The following is a 17,427-nucleotide window of genomic DNA, read 5'->3' on the forward strand; positions in this document are numbered from 1 at the left end:
ATTCTGAATGCTAAAAGGATACGGCAAAAATATGAGCCCCATTTTCGAACTTATAGCTGACATTCCATTTATAACGGCTACATATTTCCTTAACAATAGCAAGCCCCAGGCCACTCCCCGGACTATCAGCAGCAGCAGAACTAAAGCGTTTAAAAAGTTTTTCAGGATTTAAAGATGCCACTGCGGTATTAGAAACAATTAATTCACCCTGCTCAAGACAAATACCAATTTCACCGTTTTTAACATTATGCCGCACCGCGTTCATCAATATATTGGTCAGCATAATTTCTACCAGCACCCTATTACCTTCAATATTTACGTTAGGTGCTATCTGCTGATGCAACTTTAAATTTTTAGTGAATAGGAAATCTGAAAGCAACTCAATCTGTTCCTCCAATTGCAGGGACAGATTTATATTTTCCTGACCGGCATACTGCTGGTTTTCTATTTTGGCAAGCAGCAACAAGTTTTTGTTTATCCGGAACACCCTTGTTAAAGCCTTATGGCTTTCATCAATAATTGCAGATTGCTGGGATGAAAGGGATTGACTTTGCAAGAGTAAATCTAATTTCGATTGAATTACAGCCAGAGGAGTCTGCAACTCATGCGAAGCATTTTCTGTAAACTCCCTTTGTTGTTTGTAAACACTAATGCTACCATCCATCAACCGGCTTACACTGCTATTCATCTCCTCAAACTCAATGATATCCGTCTTGTCAAATTCCGGCTTTTCCAGACTACTCAGGTCAAAAGCCTTTATCTTTTGCAGACTAACGTAAAACGGCTGCCACAATTTAATAGAGATCCTTTTGTTTAATCGAATAAAGCCAATCAGTAAAATGATAAAAAATAATGCTGTAACAGCCGTAATAGCTAAAATAGTTTCATAACTCTCTTCCAGATTAGTCTCAACGGTAAGACTATAAAACTTACCATTCAATTCAAAATAGGTAACCAGTCCTTCAAACCGATCAAATCCTTTACCTGGGATATATGTATTTTTGCGATACTCATTATAGGTACTGTCCGACCGCAAAGCATCAACCTCACGCAGCTTCGTTTCGGGCTGTATCTGGTTCCAAAGCGCAATGCTTTTTCCCATCTGTCCATCTTCAAATTTTATGGAACGCAGGTTTTGTTTTGTTGCCTCGCTTTTAATGTGATTGTGTTCCTCAACCTCATGTATCCATATTAAATCAACAATGATGAAATAAACAGGGATACTGCACAACAATACCACAAACGAGTAGAGCGTAAAAATCCGTAAGGGCTTATTTAATAAGTTCTTCATATTTCCCATTTATAACCGCTACCATAAATGGTTTTTAAATAATTCGCACAGCCCGCCTCTGTAAGTTTTCTCTTAAGGTTTTTAATATGCGCATAGATAAAATCATGATTATCCAACATATCAGCAAGCTCACCCGAAAGGTGCTCGGCAAGTGCAACTTTAGAAACCACTTTATTCTTGTTCGCAATGAAATAAAGCAACAAATCCAGTTCTTTTTTGGTTAGTGGAATAAGTTCCTCATGCACTTTCACAGATTTACCCAGCAAATCAATTTGCAGCTCATTTTGCTGAATGATGTTGGTATTGGCAAAACTCCTTCTTCTGATTACAGAGTAAATCCTTGCGGCAAGTTCAGGTAAATGAAATGGCTTCGCCAGGTAATCATCGGCGCCAAAATGTAAACCTTGTATCTTATCATCCAACGAATTTTTAGCGGAGATTATAATTACACCTTCCTGTTTATTTAACCCCTTCAATCGTTCCAGAATCTTCATGCCGCTTCCACCAGGCAGCATAATATCCAATAAAATGCAATCATACGCATAGGCTTCTATCTTTTCAAGCGCTTCCTGATAGGTAGCAGCAAATTCACACAGATAGTTTTCTTCAGATAAATAATCAGCTATACTTTGTGCCAGTTCACGTTCATCTTCAATAATCAAGATTTTCATTACGTAAATCTACACTTGTAATCTGAATATTTTCTGAATTCGAATATTCATTATACAAAAAGAGGCACCTTATGGTGCCTCTTTTTGGGGATGAAAACTTAATTTAAATCATTTCAGAACCCAAAATGTCTTTTGAATAGGTTTTCAAGTATTTCTTAAGAATTTGTCGGGCGACATGGATTCTTGTTTTAACTGTACCTATTGGAATTTCAAGCATTTCTGCTATTTCGTGATATTTATAACCTTCAAAATATTTCACAAATGGAATATAATATTCCGGTTGTAATGTTGATAACGCTTTATGAATATCACCAATTACAAATTTACTTTCGCTGGTATTTTTTGTTGCACTGTAATGCAAATTGGCAGAAGAAATATCGTCTGATTTTGTGATTAATGCATTTGTTTTTACCAAACGCCTGTAATTATTAATAAACGTATTCTTCATAATTGTAAACAGCCAACCCTTCAGATTCGTCCCTTCCTTGAACTTCCCATAATAGGTAACCGCTTTAAGCATTGTGTCTTGCACCAGATCATTTGCATCCTCGATGTCTTTAGTAAAATTTAGGGCGAAGGACTGTAAGGAACCAGAATGGTCGTGCAGCTGTACGTTGAACTCAGTTTTTGTCATAGTGTTTTAGTTTTAAGGTTAAAAAAAACATACAAACAACTTGTTGAGTGAGTGGCGCTCAAAATTTGTTTAATAATACATACTAACCTCTATACAAGATATGTACCAAAAAATAAGATTCAATGTTAAGAAATTAATTATGGCTGTTAACAACACCAAACAGGTGGATATTACAGAATATTTACTTCCCGTTCCAGCATTACACCAAACATTATATTCACTTTATTTATGATTTCTTCCGAAAAAGTATACACCTCGTCCCCGGTAGCACCACCATGATTAACCAAGACTAAGGCCTGGTTTTTCCATGTCCCGGTATGACCTACAACCTTACCTTTAAAACCGCATTGCTCTATAAGCCAACCTGCTGCCAATTTAATTTTGTCATTCGGGGCCGGATAATGAACTACATCCGGAAATTTCGCAAGCATCTTTTCAAACGCTAAACGATCTATTACAGGATTCTTAAAAAAGCTCCCGGCATTACCAATGGTCGAAGGATCAGGCAACTTGCTTACCCTGATATCTGCAACAACACGCGATATATCTGCAATAGTTGGATTGGTTATATTTCGGTTTAAAAGCTCGGTTTGTATAGCGCCATATTTGCTGTTGATATGAGCTTCGGTACTTAATTTAAAAGTTACTGCTGTAATGATATATTGACCTTTCAGTTCATTTTTAAAAACGCTATCACGATAACCAAATTTGCAATCCTCAAAATTAAATACACGTTCTTCGCCAGTGGCAATTTCATAACCCCTGCAAGTGTAAAAAACATCCTTAAGTTCCACACCATACGCACCTATATTTTGTATGGGTGATGCGCCAACAGTACCGGGAATAAGACTTAAGTTTTCAACACCCGCAAAACCACTGCTTACACAATAATTCACAAATTCGTTCCATACTACTCCTGCGCCTGCAGTTACCAACACTTCATTGTGCTCAACTACAGCTGTAATACCCGGTATACTTACCTTTATCACTAATCCATTAAAATCTTTAGTAAATAAAATATTACTACCCCCACCTAATACCAAAAGAGGCTGTTTCTTAATCATATCCAGAGCCAACAGCTCCTTTAATTCTGATTCATTAAAAATCTCAGCAAAAAAACTTGAACTAACAGCTACACCAAATGTGTTATAAGATTGCAGGGATATATTTTCTTGTATAATAGACATAGATATAATAGATATACAGCGCAAATGTAATTGTTAGTAGTTGTAATAAACATCTTAAAAGCAATATTTAAAAATTTTGCCTATTTTTCGGCTAGATTGTTATTACGTTTTAAAAGAACTTATATCAAAGGAGAATTGTAGTTATTTATATGGAAAATCAGGATAGAAAAAGAGGTATAATTATTGAAGCGGCATTAAAACGGTTTGCGCATTATGGTTTATCAAAAACCACTATGACCGAGATAGCAAAAGACGTATCTTTCTCTAAAGCACTGCTTTATTACTATTTCCCTGACAAATTAAGCTTATACGTAAGCGCCATCGAATACCTGATGCAAGTGATCAGCAGAGACCTGGTAAAATCAATTGATAAGGCAAGCACTTCAACTGAAGGAATATTTAAATTATTACAAAAAAGACAATCATTTATTCAGAAATACTACAATTTATTGGAGTCTACTCAAATTATTGGCAACGAATTGCCGGATGATCTCTATGAAAAATTCAGTAAAGCAAGAGCTTTTGAGACCATAATCATCGGATCATTATTTACCCGTGGCATTTCGAGCGGCGAGTTTGAAATAGAAAATCCAAAGCTGGCAACCGAGATATTTATCGATGCCCTGTCAGGTATACATTTTAACATCATGTCTAAAGACAAGAACATCTTCCCTGGAAAAGAACAGTTTAAGCAGATCTTCCTGAAGGAAAGAGTGTTTGCTGAGATCTTTCTGCAAGGCTTAAGGCCGTATTCCGCCAAATAACAGTCATAATATTGTAAGTTTACGCCACTTTTTGAGCTAAAATTCCATATGTGGAATTATGGCTGTATTTTTGACCCTTGATATAAAAAAGTCAGAAAGTAAAAAAGTAGAATGGTAGAGACAGATAAAAAAAGAGAAACAATTATTGAGGGTGCAATAAAACGTTTCATTCATTATGGCATTAGTAAAACCACAATGAATGAAATTGCAGAAGACCTATCGGTATCTAAACCCTCTTTATATTATTATTTTCCTGATAAAAGCAGTCTGGTATTAGGAGTAATAGAAAAAATATTTAACGATTATTTTGAATATCTGGAGCAGGGAAAAACGGCAGACATTTCACTTATGGACTGTATGAACAACTTTGTAGAAATAAGACATCGTTTTTTCCAGAAGTACTATATGCTGCATTTATCAAGCGGCACTCCCGATTCATCGTTAAATTCAGATGAACTTAAAAAGAGCGTCATGAAAATGCATACCAGAAACATACAGTTTCACGCAGATTTATTTCAGACAGCTGTTGACAAAAATGAAATTGCACCTACAGACGTATATAAAACTGCAGAGCTATACCTTGATTGTCTGGCCGGAATCACTTCATTGTGTATCATGCATGGCAATAAAGAACTGTTCCCAAGCAAAAAAGAAATGAAAAATATACTGGAAAGGCAGCTTAGCTTATCCAACATATTTATTAAAGGATTAAAAAATCAATAACTATATATGAATATAATAATTAAACAGATAAAGATGATTCCAGTATTGTTATTGGGGTTATTATTATCCAATACAGTAAGCGCTCAGCAGTCCCTAACACTGAAAGAAGCCTTGAATTATGCGATCCAGAATAGCGTGAATGTGCGTAAAGCGAAACTTGACATTGATGGTGGCAGATATAAAACCGAAGAGATCAGAGGTCAGGCTTTACCACAGATTACAGGCAATGCCAGCTTCACAGACAATCTGATTATACAAAGCATTGTTTTACCAGGTGAAATTATCGGTAAACCAGGTGAAACGCTGATCGCAAAAGCAGGCACCAAATACAATACCGGAGCAGGAATCCAGCTAAGTCAGCAATTGTTTAACCAAACCGTATTTACCGGTTTAAAAGCGGCAAAAACAAGTGAGCAATATTACAGCTTATATGCCAATTTATCTGAAGAACAAGTTATTGAACAAGTAGCCAGTAACTACTATGCGGTTCTGGTTAACAAACAACAGTTGGATGTAATCAATACGAACATTAAGAACGTCAAAGTTGTAGAACAAATCACTGTCAATCAACATAAAAATGGCCTTGCCAAAAAGATTGATGTAGACCGCATAAAGGTAAAAGTAACCAATCTTGAGACACAAAAATCTCAGGTTTTAAACACCATTACTCAATTAGAGAATCAATTAAAATTCTCTATGGGAATGCCGGTTGAAACTGCAATTGTTTTACCCGCAACGGAACTGGCCGAAGTTAAATCTTTACCGGATATGTCAACAGGTATTAATTTAGATAACCGTACCGAACTAAAGATTGCAAACATTCAAAAAGATTTATACACACTAGACAGGAAAGCTAAGGTATCTGAATATTTCCCAACGCTTGCCTTAAATAGCAATTATAATTATACTGGTGTAGGCAATAAATTCGATATGATTAAAGGCAATTCGACAACCAACTGGTACGACATGGCTGCTGTAGGACTAACTTTAAAAGTTCCAATTTTTAATGGTTTCACCACAAGAGCCAAAGTACGTCAAGCTGATGTTAACCTTAAAAAAGCTGAAGAAGATATTAAGCAAACAAAGAACAGTTTAAATTTAGCTTATGAGAACGCTAAAATTGGATTAAAGGACAACATGAACACCATAATCTCACAACGTCAGAACGTTTTATTGGCACAAGAGATTTACAACAGCACGCAAAACAATTACAACAATGGACTAGCTACATTGACAGACTTGCTGGAAACTGAAGACTCATTAACAGAGGCTCAGAAAAACTACAATCAAGCACTTTTAAACTATAAAGTCGCTGAAATACAATTAATCAAATCAAACGGAAATATAAAATCGCTATTATAATGAAAAGAGGAATTATTACAGCCTTAGTAATCATACTTGCCCTGGTAGGAATTGGTATGGTATTAACCAACAATAAAAAGAAAAACGAAGCAAAAACGGCAATCGTGGCTCAAGGTGGTGGGGCTGTGAGTGTACGTACTGCTGTTATTAAAAAAGAACCTATTGACCTTGATTTTGCAGTAAACGGAACATTTGCACCGAACCAGGAACTAGATTTCCGATCTGAAAATGCAGGTCGCGTAACCAAAATCTATGTAAAAGAAGGAGATCGGGTGACTAAAGGTCAGGTTATAGCCCGTATTGATGCAGAGATCATAAATACAGATAAAGAAACAGCTGAAGCTAACCTTCAAAATGCAATCAAAGACGAAGCCAGATACAGCAGTTCATTTAAAACTGGTGGTGTTACGCAACAACAATTAGATCAGGCTAAACTGGCAGTTGAAAATGCGCGTTTAAAATTACAAAGCGCTTCCAGAAAAGTAAGTGATGCAAATGTAAAATCACCAATCGATGGTATCATCAATAAAAAATACATTGAAGTTGGAGCTTTTGTAAATACACAAGGAACCCAGATGTTTGAAATAGTTGATGTATCGAAGTTAAAACTGAAAGTAAACGTTAACGAGAATCAGGTAGCTAGCATTAAAATTGGCGATCAGGCTCAAATTAAATCGAATGTTTTCCCTACGGATAGCTATGTTGGTAAAGTGAGTTTCATCGCTCCAAAAGCAGACAACTCGTTAAACTTCCCGGTTGAGCTTATCGTAGAAAACAATAAAAAACAAGATATCAAAGCCGGTATGTACGGAACTGCAATATTTAAATTCCCTAAACAAGCTCCTGCTTTAACTATCCCGCGTGGATCATTCGTGGGTAGCGTAAGTAGTAACCAGGTATTTGTATTGGAGAATGGAAACACTGCCAAAACACGTAAAGTAATTGCAGGCAGAATTTTAGGTGAAAACGTAGAGATCCTTGAAGGATTAAATGAAGGAGAAACCGTAATTACAAGCGGTCAAATCAATTTAGTAGACGGCAGCGCTGTTGCCCCTGTAAAATAAGATTAACATGAAGATAACAGAAATTTCTATAAAACGTCCCAGCCTTGTTATTGTGGTTTTCGCCGCATTAACACTATTGGGACTATTGAGCTACTTTTCTTTGAGTTATGAACTTTTGCCTAAATTCTCAAACAACGTAGTATCAATATCAACAATCTATCCGGGAGCATCTCCCAGTGAGGTAGAAAATACGGTGACCAAGAAAATCGAGGATGCTGTATCTTCTATGGAGAACGTAAAGAAACTAAATGCTGTTTCTTACGAAAGTTTGTCGGTCGTAACCATTACCTTAACCGCTAAGGCAGATATCGATTTATCGTTAAATGATGCTCAGCGTAAAGTAAATAAGATTCTGGCCGATTTACCTACAGATGTAAAACCTCCTTCATTAAATAAATTCTCGCTGGATGATTTACCTGTAATCACCATGTCGGCCTCAGCAAAGATGGACGACGCTGCTTTTTACGATTTGATGGATAAGCGTATTGCACCTATCCTTTCGAGGGTAAGTGGCGTAGCTCAGGTAAACTTAGTAGGCGGACAGGAACGTGAGATTGAAGTAGGTTTAAATGCTGATAAAATTCAAGGCTACGGATTATCTGTTCCTCAAATTCAACAAGCTATCCTGGCTTCCAACCTTGATTTCCCTACAGGAAGTGTTAAAACCAATGATGAGGATATCTTAATCCGTTTATCAGGTAAATACAAAAATGTAGATGAGTTGCGAAACCTGGTTGTTGCAACCAGTAAATCAGGTGCTCAAATCCGTTTAAAGGATGTAGCTGATGTTCAGGATGCACAGAAAGAGGTAGCGAAAATTGCACGTATTGACAGAAAAGGTGCAATTGCCGTTCAGATCATTAAACAAACAGATGCAAATGCGGTAGAAGTAAGTAAGCAAATGCACAAAACAATTGAAACTTTACAAAAAGACTATCAGGCAAATGACCTGCATATCAAGATTGTAAACGACAGTTCTATATTTACACTGGAGTCAGCAGATGCGGTAATCCACGATTTAATTCTGGCAATTATCCTCGTAGCCTTTGTAATGCTTTTCTTCTTGCACAGTTTACGTAATGCTGCAATTGTAATGGTGTCTATCCCGGCTTCATTAATTGCCACCTTTATCGGGATCAGCATGTTTGGGTATACGCTAAACCTGATGTCGCTACTGGGTTTATCACTCGTGGTTGGTATCCTTGTAGATGACGCTATTGTGGTATTGGAAAACATCTACAGGCATATGGAGATGGGCAAGAACCGCGTACGTGCGGCTTATGATGCAACCAGTGAAATTGGTTTCACCGTTGTTTCCATCACTTTTGTAATTGTGGTTGTATTCTTCCCGATTACAATAAGTACTGGTTTGGTATCTAACATCCTTCGTCAGTTCTGTGTGGTGGTAATTATTGCTACATTACTTTCACTCATCGCCTCATTTACCATCGTTCCACTATTATCTTCAAGATTTGGTAAACTGGAAAAAATTGAAGGTAAAAATGTTTTCGGGCGCTTCATTTTATGGTTCGAAAAACAATTACATACCTTCACCAACTGGGTTACAAACATCCTTGAGTGGACTTTAAAACATAAAGCAATAACAATTGTAGGCGTTTTTATGTTGTTGATTAGTTCTTGCGGGTTAACCAAATATGGTTTCATTGGTACAGAGTTTTTCCCTAAGAGTGATAAAGGCGAATTCCTTGTTCAGCTAGAATTACCTAAAGATGCTTCTATTGAGAAAACCAATCAGATAACTCAAAAAGCTGAAGCTTTCTTAAGCAAGAAAAAAGAGATTGTACAAATGATCACAACAGTTGGTCAGGCAAGTGGTGATATGGGTGGTACACAGGCAACTGCGTACAAATCAGAGATCAATGTTAAATTGGTAGACCGTAAAGATCGTCAGGACGAATCAAGTATTTATGCTACTAAAATAAGTCGTGAGCTTGCGCACTACCTGGTAGGCGTAAAAGTAAAAACAGTTCCTATCAGTATCCTGGGTATTGCAGAAAACGCACCTATCCAACTGGTCGTAATGGGTCCTGATTTGGAAAGTGCCTTACAATATGCAGAAGGAGCAAAAAATGTACTGGCTGGTATTAAAGGTTCTGCAGAGATCAAATTATCTGTAGAAAAAGGTAGTCCGGAGATTAACGTTCAGGTTGATCGTGATAAGATGGCAGCTTTAGGCTTGACCTTACAAACGGTAGGTACTACAATGCAAACCGCTTTTAGTGGTAACACCGATGGTAAATTCCGTCAGGGCGAGTACGAATATGACATCAATATCCGTTACCAGGCATTTAATCGTAAAAACATTGACGATGTAAGAAACCTGATCTTTATCAATTCTAGCGGTCAACAGGTTAAATTATCACAATTCGCAGAGATCAAAGAAGGTTCAGGTCCAAGTCAGCTGGAAAGACGTGATAAGAGTACTTCAGTATCAGTACAGGCACAGTCTATCGGTAGACCAACAGGTACTATTGTGGCTGACTTCCAAAAACAACTGGAAGATCTGGAGAAAAGTGGTAAACTGAAAAAACCTACAGGCGTATCTTACGTATGGGGTGGTGATCAGGAAAACCAAAGTGAAGGTTTTGGTACATTAGGTATCGCTTTATTGGCATCTATCATATTGGTATACCTGATTATGGTTGCCTTGTACGACAGTTTCATTTACCCACTGGTAGTAATGTTCTCGATCCCACTATCGGTTATCGGAGCCCTATTGGCACTTGCTTTAGCAAACCAATCATTAGGTATCTTTACCATCCTGGGATTGATCATGTTGATCGGTTTGGTGGCTAAGAATGCGATCATCCTGGTCGATTTTACCAACCAGATGAAAGCAGAAGGAAAGACTACTCACGAAGCATTGGTTCTTGCTAACCACGCTCGTTTACGTCCAATCCTGATGACTACCATCGCCATGGTTATTGGTATGTTGCCAATTGCATTGGCAAGTGGTGCCGGTGCAGAATGGAAAAATGGTTTGGCATGGGTAATTATTGGTGGTCTAACCAGTTCATTATTCCTAACCCTTATCGTGGTTCCGGTAATGTACCAGGTATTTGACAATATCCTGGAGCGTTTAGGCTTCAACAAAAAAGGCAAAACCATGGAAGAATTAATGGTAGAACCTTATACACATAAAGAAGTGAAAGAATATGAAATGGACCACGTTCATTAATATTTTAAACTAATAAAAAGGGCCTGAAATCATGATTTCAGGCCCTTTTCAGTTCATGAATCTTATTTCTTACCGATCTTAAGTTACTTAAGTCAGTACTTTCCTGTTGCTACTTGATTTAAACCATTTATTTTCAAACATTTAAATAACAATCATTAGTAAAATAGGCAATAAGAAAATCTATTTTTAGCCCCTACCACCAAGCGTTTCCGCCCAATCTTGATGGTTTTATACCGCCATACCGTACGGATGGTCAATGATTTAATCAATGTTGAACCTCTTTTTTTTGCTACTATTTTAAAAATTTAACTATATCATTTTAGTGACTTATAGTAGGTTTTCATTCACGTAATAGCGACATACATTCACGTAGCAAAAATAGGCTTTCGCGTAAAACAAATATATTTTAACTGCTTTGTGAATAGTTTTATAAAAAATAACTGAATAAATTATGGAACTAAGCACTCTCAAATAATGGACTTTTATATTGATCTATTTAAGGAGTGTAAATCTACGCCCTGTTTTATGAAGTCTTAAAATATCTCCATAACTATTTGATCAGTTGATCAGGTTTCGGAATAAAACTATTAATCACATTAAAATCTTAGAGGAGGCCGAAAATCTTAAAAAGAGTAGGTATTATTTTAAATACAATTATGTTAAAATTAACAAAACAAGCAATGCTACTTGCATTTTTTACATTCACTGCTTTACTGGGTTGTAAACAAACGGAGTTAGAGGTGCAAAATGCAGGTACAACAACACAGAGAGTAGATATTCCTACTTTAACAAAGTATTTTGCAAATAGGATCAATGTTGATGTCAATGATATTAGATATGACGAAAAAACTCAACAGTTTTCATTGCGAGGTGTAGATCAGGTTAACCTTGAGAAATTAACACGGTTCTATTTAAACTCTATTACGAAATAAAATGAAATATTTAAAAACGCTTTTATTATTGACCTTATTCATCTCTTTATATGTAGTGTCGAAAGCTCAAAATCCAGGTCAGGGAATATATGGAAATATTGACAATGTGACTATTCCTAATGCCTATTTGGATGGAGAAAAGATCAAACTCAGTAACGGTACGACAACAACTGTTAAATATTATATAGATATGTCCAGATCTTCAAGCGGAAATAATACTTGGTATCCTGTTAATATGAAGATAGGACTAGGCTACAAAGAGGGTAATGAATATAAATTTTTTAATGGTGCATACACATTTAAAAATGGTGATTTTCAACTTTATACGGCAACATTATACAAAGAGTTAACAACCGTTATTGACCATTCAAAATTATCAATTGGATCGAAGATTTATATTCTCTACGAAAACTATAAGCCCAATGTCCCTGAGTCTGGATGGCGTACTGAGGCATATGTATCAAACGGAGGAGTCATCGCTTATGATTTTATACCGGGAACAGCAACGCCAGATTCAGGAAACCCGGTAATAGGTGTCCCTCCTGCATTTACTGCGCCAGAAATTGGTTCTGTTCCTCTCTACGAATACATATCTGGAAAAAAAAGACAGTTGTCCACTACGTACTATTCAAGCTACCCTGGCTTCACATATAATGGCATTTTTGGATATGTTTTTACTTCTGCTAAAACGGGAACTGTTCCTTTGTATAGGTATACTCATCCCACTAATGGAAATTCTTATTACACCATTACATTAACGACAACTTCCGGTTACAACTACGATGGAATTGTTTGTTATGTTTATGAAAATCAAGAAACTAATGCTTTTCCTGTTTATGAAAATTATTCTTCATCATTGGGAAGCTTTCATCGATATTCAAACTCTCCAGACATATTTCCTGGCTACAGATTTGATGGCATAAAATTTTATATTCTTCAAAATCTATCTCCAGTGCCGATTTATCAATTCTATTATGGTGCCGGACATGATCATTATGCTTCGCCAGAAATAGATGCCACAACTGGGTTCACTGGTTGGCAATCCTTGGGAGTTGATTTTAAAGCTTTTAAAATCCAAGCTCCAGAAACAGTTCCTGTTTATTTATTTTATAATGACTCTGTTGTAGATCACTTTATATCTACTGATAGGAATGCTGTTAATGGTTATGCTAATTGGGAATACAGGGGCATTTCATTTTATGCATACTCAACTCAAGTTCCCGGTACTATTCCAATATATTTGTTTGGGTATAATGGAGGGAGTGTTAATCATTATACTACTTCAAATCCTAATATTCATCTTCAGTATTCCAATTGGTCAAGAGTTGGCGTAGCATTTTATGCATACCCGGCAAATTAGGTAGTGTATTATTACTTACAAACAAATCAATTAGATAATGTTGTTTTTTAAGACTATAATCATAATATAATTTAATTAATCATCTGTATATAATAGATGAATTTGAAAGAGCTTGTATCATAAATCATGATTTCAGGCTCTTTTTAGTTTCACCCCACTTTCTTACTGAGATTAATCATTTTTTTTCCTTTTTTTAGTAGAAAAAACTAAGGCACAAAATATGGACTTAAGCACAATAATTAATGACAAAACAAAGGCAATACAATTTATTAATCAAAATTTTACTTCAAATGAAGATCAGTCCCCATTGAGTCCATTCGCCCCATTATTTATGTATCGAATTAATAGGATCATTAAAGACAAATCAATTTCATTTAATTTTTATGGGATTCCAAGCCTTACTATTGATGCGTATATCAAGAGCAAAACTGAGTTTACAATATATTTTAGTGCAAAAATCAAAGATATGCTCGGTTTTAATAAAATAACTAATCAACTAGGATATCCTGTGAATATAACCGTTGAAGATTATGATGCAGGTGATTTCGATTTTTTGAACTGGCGACAAGATGGGTTCGAAATTTTCGCATCACATCTTCATAGGGAAGAAGCAAATATTCTATTTACCATCGGAAATATCTCTTTTAAAGAGCTTTTAAAAATTGATAATATTGAAAGATCAAATGGTAATTGATAATGCAATACTTTTCTAGATCAAACACAAAGCCGAGAACATTTTAGCCAATCTATAAAGAATAATGGGCTCAACCTCATCTTTTTTTTATGACTACGATTCCCACAAAAAAACCGGAAGATTATTCATCCTCCGGTTTTTTTTATTTTAGCTAAACAGGATACTAAATATGTATTGCCCTGTTTTCAGTTGCAGCCATTGCTGCTTCTTTCAATGCTTCAGTATAAGTTGGGTGAGCATGGCAAATTCTTGCAATATCTTCAGCCGATGCGCGGAACTCCATAGCTACAACCGCCTCAGCGATCATATCTGCAGCACGTGGGCCAATCATGTGTACACCTAAAATTTCGTCAGTTTTAGCATCTGCCAATACTTTTACAAAACCATCAGTATCCATACTAGCTTTAGCACGTCCACTAGCTTTGAAAGGGAATGAACCTGCTTTGTATTGAATACCTTGCTCTTTCAATTGCTCTTCAGTATAACCTACTGAGGCAACCTCAGGCCAAGTATAAACAACACCTGGAATCAAGTTGTAATTGATATGTGGTTTTTGTCCTGCAAGTCTCTCTGCAACATAAATACCTTCATCTTCCGCTTTATGCGCAAGCATCGCACCTTTAATTACATCACCAATAGCATATACACCTGGCACAGTAGTTTCAAGATGATCATTTACAGGAATTTTGTTTCCTCTTTCTTCAGTTTTGATGCCGATATTTTCTAAGCCCAATCCTTCAGTATAAGCTGTACGTCCAACCGCAACGATGCAATAATCAGCTTCAAAGCTAACCTCTTCACCTTTAGCATTAGTAGCCGTAACAGTTACTTTTTTACCTTTAACAGTAGCTCCGGTCACTTTATGGCCCATGAAGAACTCCATACCAAGAGATTTTTTCAATACACGTTGCAGCTCTTTACCTAAACCTGCATCCATTGTACCTATAATAGAAGGCATAAACTCAATTACAGAAACCTTAGTTCCTAAACGCGCATATACAGAACCTAACTCTAAGCCAATTACCCCGCCACCAATAACAATCATTTGTTTTGGAACCTCAGTAATATTTAAAGCTTCAGTAGAAGTAATGATGCGTTTTTTATCGATTGGTAAGAAAGGCAATGCTGTAGGTTTAGAACCCGAAGCAATGATTACATTTTTAGCGGTAATTGTTTCAGACTTACCGTCTTTAGTAATTTTAATAGTGTTTTTGTCAACAAAAGAACCAACGCCTTCAAAAGAATCAATCTTATTTTTTTTGAACAGGTATTGAATACCTGCAGTATTTTGAGCTACCACATCATCTTTGCGCGCAATCATTTGCGCCATATCAACCTTTAAATCTTTCAGGTTGATACCATGAGTCGAAAATGTGTGAGCTGCATTGTGAAAATGTTCTGAAGAGTCTAACAAGGCTTTTGATGGAATACAACCTACATTCAAACAGGTACCACCAAAAGTTTTATATTTTTCTATAACTGCCGTTTTTAAGCCTAATTGGGCGCATCTGATCGCTCCAACATAACCGCCCGGGCCCGAGCCAATTACAACTACATCGTATTGCATATTAAGGATTTTTTTTGCGTAAAGTTAAGAAACCTAATGTGAATATCAGTCAATTATTAACCAATTCCATATATTTATGACTTAAAAAACCTTGACTTATGGTTCCTGTTAAATCCTTCTGGCTTGCCATTCTGCTGCTTTTTGCAGCCCCTTCCCTATTTGCACAACAAACCGACTCAGCATACGTACGGGAAAACTACACAAAAATAGAAAGGCGCATCACTATGCGAGATGGCATCAAACTCTTTACCTCCATTTATATCCCTAAGGATCAAAGTAAAAAATATCCTATCCTGCTTAACCGAACACCCTATACAGTTTCACCATATGGTGAAACGAATTATAAAACAAGCCTGGGCAATTTCCCTGCCGAAATGAGAGAAGGCTTCATTTTTGTATACCAGGATGTAAGGGGTAAATGGATGAGTGAGGGCGATTTCGAAGACATCAGGCCACAAATAGCAAATAAAAAAAGTAAAAAGGACATCGACGAAAGTTCTGACACCTATGATACGATTGACTGGTTGGTAAAAAACATTAAAAACAACAATGGCAAAGTCGGCATTTATGGGATCTCCTATCCGGGCTTTTATTCAACCACCTCCTTGCCAGGTGCACATCCTTCATTAAAAGCGGTTTCTCCACAAGCTCCGGTTACCGATTGGTACCTTGGTGATGATTTTCACCACAATGGCGTCCTATTTTTGTGTGACGCCTTTAGCTTTATGAGCACTTTTGGTGTTCCAAGACCACAGCCCATTACCCCTGATAAAGGACCTAAGGGTTTTAAATTTCCAATTCAAGACAATTACCGTTTTTACCTGGAAGCTGGATCGGTTAAGAACTTAAAAGAGAAATATTTTGCCGACAGCATCAAGTTCTGGAACAATTTATTTGCCCATCCAAACCTCGATACCTTTTGGAGAGCAAGAAGTATCCAACAATACCTTACCCATGTAAAGCCTGCAGTAATGGTTGTGGGTGGCTTCTTCGATGCTGAAGATGCTTATGGAGCTTTTGCAACCTACAAGACAATTAAGAAACAAAACCCCGGTGCCAATAATATTCTGGTAGCAGGCCCATGGTTTCATGGTGGCTGGGTACGCGGCAAAGGCGATAGCTTTGGCGACATCAATTTTGGTCAGCCAACCAGTACCTATTACCAGGAAAATTTCGAACTTCCTTTCTTTAAATACCACCTGAAAGGCGAAGGTAGCTTTAGTCCGGCCGAAGCAAATATCTTTATAACTGGTAGCAACGAATGGAAAAAGTTCAGCACATGGCCACCTAATGAAACAGAAAATAAAACATTGTACTTCCAGCCAAATGGAAAGTTGGGCTTTGATAAAGTACAAAGAACAGATAGCTGGGATGAATATGTGAGCGACCCGAACAGCCCGGTTCCCTACCAGGCAGGAGTTCAAGCCAAAAGAACACGCGAATACATGATAGATGACCAGCGTTTTGCTTCCCGCCGACCGGATGTAAAAGTATACCAGACCGATATTTTAACGGAAGACCTTACCCTTGCTGGTCCCGTTCTGGCCAATCTGGTCGTTTCTACTACTGGTACAGATGCCGATTATGTAGTTAAACTTATTGATGTATATCCTGAAGATAGTCCTGCTCCCTCCCCTAATCCACGCAATATCATCATGGGTGGTTATCAAATGTTGGTACGTGGCGAAATCATGCGGGGTAAATACCGCAACAGCTTTGAAAAACCAGAACCATTTGTTCCAGGCATGGTTACCAAAGTAAATTATGCCCTTCCGGATGTTGCACACACCTTTAAAAAAGGGCATCGCATCATGGTACAAGTCCAGAATACCTGGTTTCCACTAGCCGATAGAAACCCTCAAAAATTTATGGATATCTATCAGGCAGCTCCTTCAGATTTTCAAAAAGCCACACATCGCATATTTCACGATGTAAACAATGCTTCTGCACTTACCCTAACCGTATTAAAACCATAAGCT

14 protein-coding genes are annotated in these 17,427 nt (G+C 37.0%); 9 read left to right on the forward strand and 5 right to left on the reverse strand.

Features of this window, described 5'->3' with window-relative positions:
* Nucleotides 1-10: 10 nt before the first annotated feature.
* The 4 genes from P0Y49_18610 to murB all read right to left on the reverse strand — a co-directional run bounded on the left by P0Y49_18610 (nucleotide 11) and on the right by murB (nucleotide 3,783).
* Complete coding sequence (locus tag P0Y49_18610; GenBank protein WEK18791.1) at nucleotides 11-1,291, reverse strand: HAMP domain-containing sensor histidine kinase; 1,281 nt, start codon at nucleotides 1,289-1,291, stop codon at nucleotides 11-13.
* Nucleotides 1,288-1,962, reverse strand: coding sequence for a response regulator transcription factor (locus P0Y49_18615; GenBank protein ID WEK18792.1), 675 nt, complete (start codon nucleotides 1,960-1,962; stop codon nucleotides 1,288-1,290). Before P0Y49_18615 ends, P0Y49_18610 begins: the two co-directional genes overlap by 4 nt.
* Before the next feature lie 103 nt (nucleotides 1,963-2,065).
* On the reverse strand, nucleotides 2,066-2,596 hold the full coding sequence (locus P0Y49_18620; protein WEK18793.1) for an RNA polymerase sigma factor: 531 nt from the start codon (nucleotides 2,594-2,596) through the stop codon (nucleotides 2,066-2,068).
* 170 nt (nucleotides 2,597-2,766) lie between these two features.
* Entirely contained in the window at nucleotides 2,767-3,783 is a 1,017-nt protein-coding gene (gene murB, locus P0Y49_18625; protein WEK18794.1) for a UDP-N-acetylmuramate dehydrogenase, read from the reverse strand.
* Between the two features lie 149 nt (nucleotides 3,784-3,932).
* On the opposite strand from murB, the gene P0Y49_18630 reads away from it, so the two are divergent.
* The 8 genes from P0Y49_18630 to P0Y49_18665 all read left to right on the forward strand — a co-directional run bounded on the left by P0Y49_18630 (nucleotide 3,933) and on the right by P0Y49_18665 (nucleotide 13,881).
* Complete coding sequence (locus P0Y49_18630) at nucleotides 3,933-4,547, forward strand: TetR/AcrR family transcriptional regulator (GenBank protein ID WEK18795.1); 615 nt, start codon at nucleotides 3,933-3,935, stop codon at nucleotides 4,545-4,547.
* A gap of 111 nt (nucleotides 4,548-4,658) precedes the next feature.
* On the forward strand, nucleotides 4,659-5,270 hold the full coding sequence (locus tag P0Y49_18635; protein WEK18796.1) for a TetR/AcrR family transcriptional regulator: 612 nt from the start codon (nucleotides 4,659-4,661) through the stop codon (nucleotides 5,268-5,270).
* Nucleotides 5,271-5,303: 33 nt separating this feature from the next.
* Nucleotides 5,304-6,632, forward strand: coding sequence for a TolC family protein (locus P0Y49_18640; GenBank protein ID WEK18797.1), 1,329 nt, complete (start codon nucleotides 5,304-5,306; stop codon nucleotides 6,630-6,632).
* Nucleotides 6,632-7,696, forward strand: a complete 1,065-nt coding sequence (locus tag P0Y49_18645) for an efflux RND transporter periplasmic adaptor subunit (GenBank protein WEK18798.1) — start codon at nucleotides 6,632-6,634, stop codon at nucleotides 7,694-7,696. Before P0Y49_18640 ends, P0Y49_18645 begins: the two co-directional genes overlap by 1 nt.
* Before the next feature lie 7 nt (nucleotides 7,697-7,703).
* A complete protein-coding gene (locus tag P0Y49_18650; protein ID WEK18799.1) occupies nucleotides 7,704-10,895 on the forward strand; it encodes an efflux RND transporter permease subunit in 3,192 nt (1,063 codons plus the stop codon).
* Between the two features lie 680 nt (nucleotides 10,896-11,575).
* Entirely contained in the window at nucleotides 11,576-11,827 is a 252-nt protein-coding gene (locus tag P0Y49_18655; GenBank protein WEK18800.1) for a hypothetical protein, read from the forward strand.
* Between the two features lies 1 nt (nucleotide 11,828).
* Nucleotides 11,829-13,187 carry a hypothetical protein gene (locus tag P0Y49_18660; protein WEK18801.1) on the forward strand — a complete coding sequence of 453 codons (1,359 nt, stop codon included), beginning with the start codon at nucleotides 11,829-11,831 and terminating at the stop codon, nucleotides 13,185-13,187.
* Between the two features lie 220 nt (nucleotides 13,188-13,407).
* Nucleotides 13,408-13,881 (forward strand): hypothetical protein, encoded by a 474-nt coding sequence (locus P0Y49_18665; GenBank protein ID WEK18802.1) that lies wholly within the window; start codon nucleotides 13,408-13,410, stop codon nucleotides 13,879-13,881.
* 163 nt (nucleotides 13,882-14,044) lie between these two features.
* Here the strand turns inward: P0Y49_18665 and lpdA are convergent, their stop codons facing one another.
* Nucleotides 14,045-15,448 carry a dihydrolipoyl dehydrogenase gene (lpdA, locus tag P0Y49_18670; protein ID WEK18803.1) on the reverse strand — a complete coding sequence of 468 codons (1,404 nt, stop codon included), beginning with the start codon at nucleotides 15,446-15,448 and terminating at the stop codon, nucleotides 14,045-14,047.
* A 98-nt stretch (nucleotides 15,449-15,546) separates the two neighbouring features.
* Between lpdA and P0Y49_18675 the strand changes: the two genes are divergently transcribed.
* Nucleotides 15,547-17,424: a CocE/NonD family hydrolase gene (locus tag P0Y49_18675; protein ID WEK18804.1), complete on the forward strand. Its 1,878-nt coding sequence runs from the start codon at nucleotides 15,547-15,549 to the stop codon at nucleotides 17,422-17,424.
* Nucleotides 17,425-17,427: the final 3 nt, after the last annotated feature.

The sequence above is a fragment of the Candidatus Pedobacter colombiensis genome, from assembly GCA_029202485.1.
Taxonomy (GTDB): domain Bacteria; phylum Bacteroidota; class Bacteroidia; order Sphingobacteriales; family Sphingobacteriaceae; genus Pedobacter; species Pedobacter colombiensis.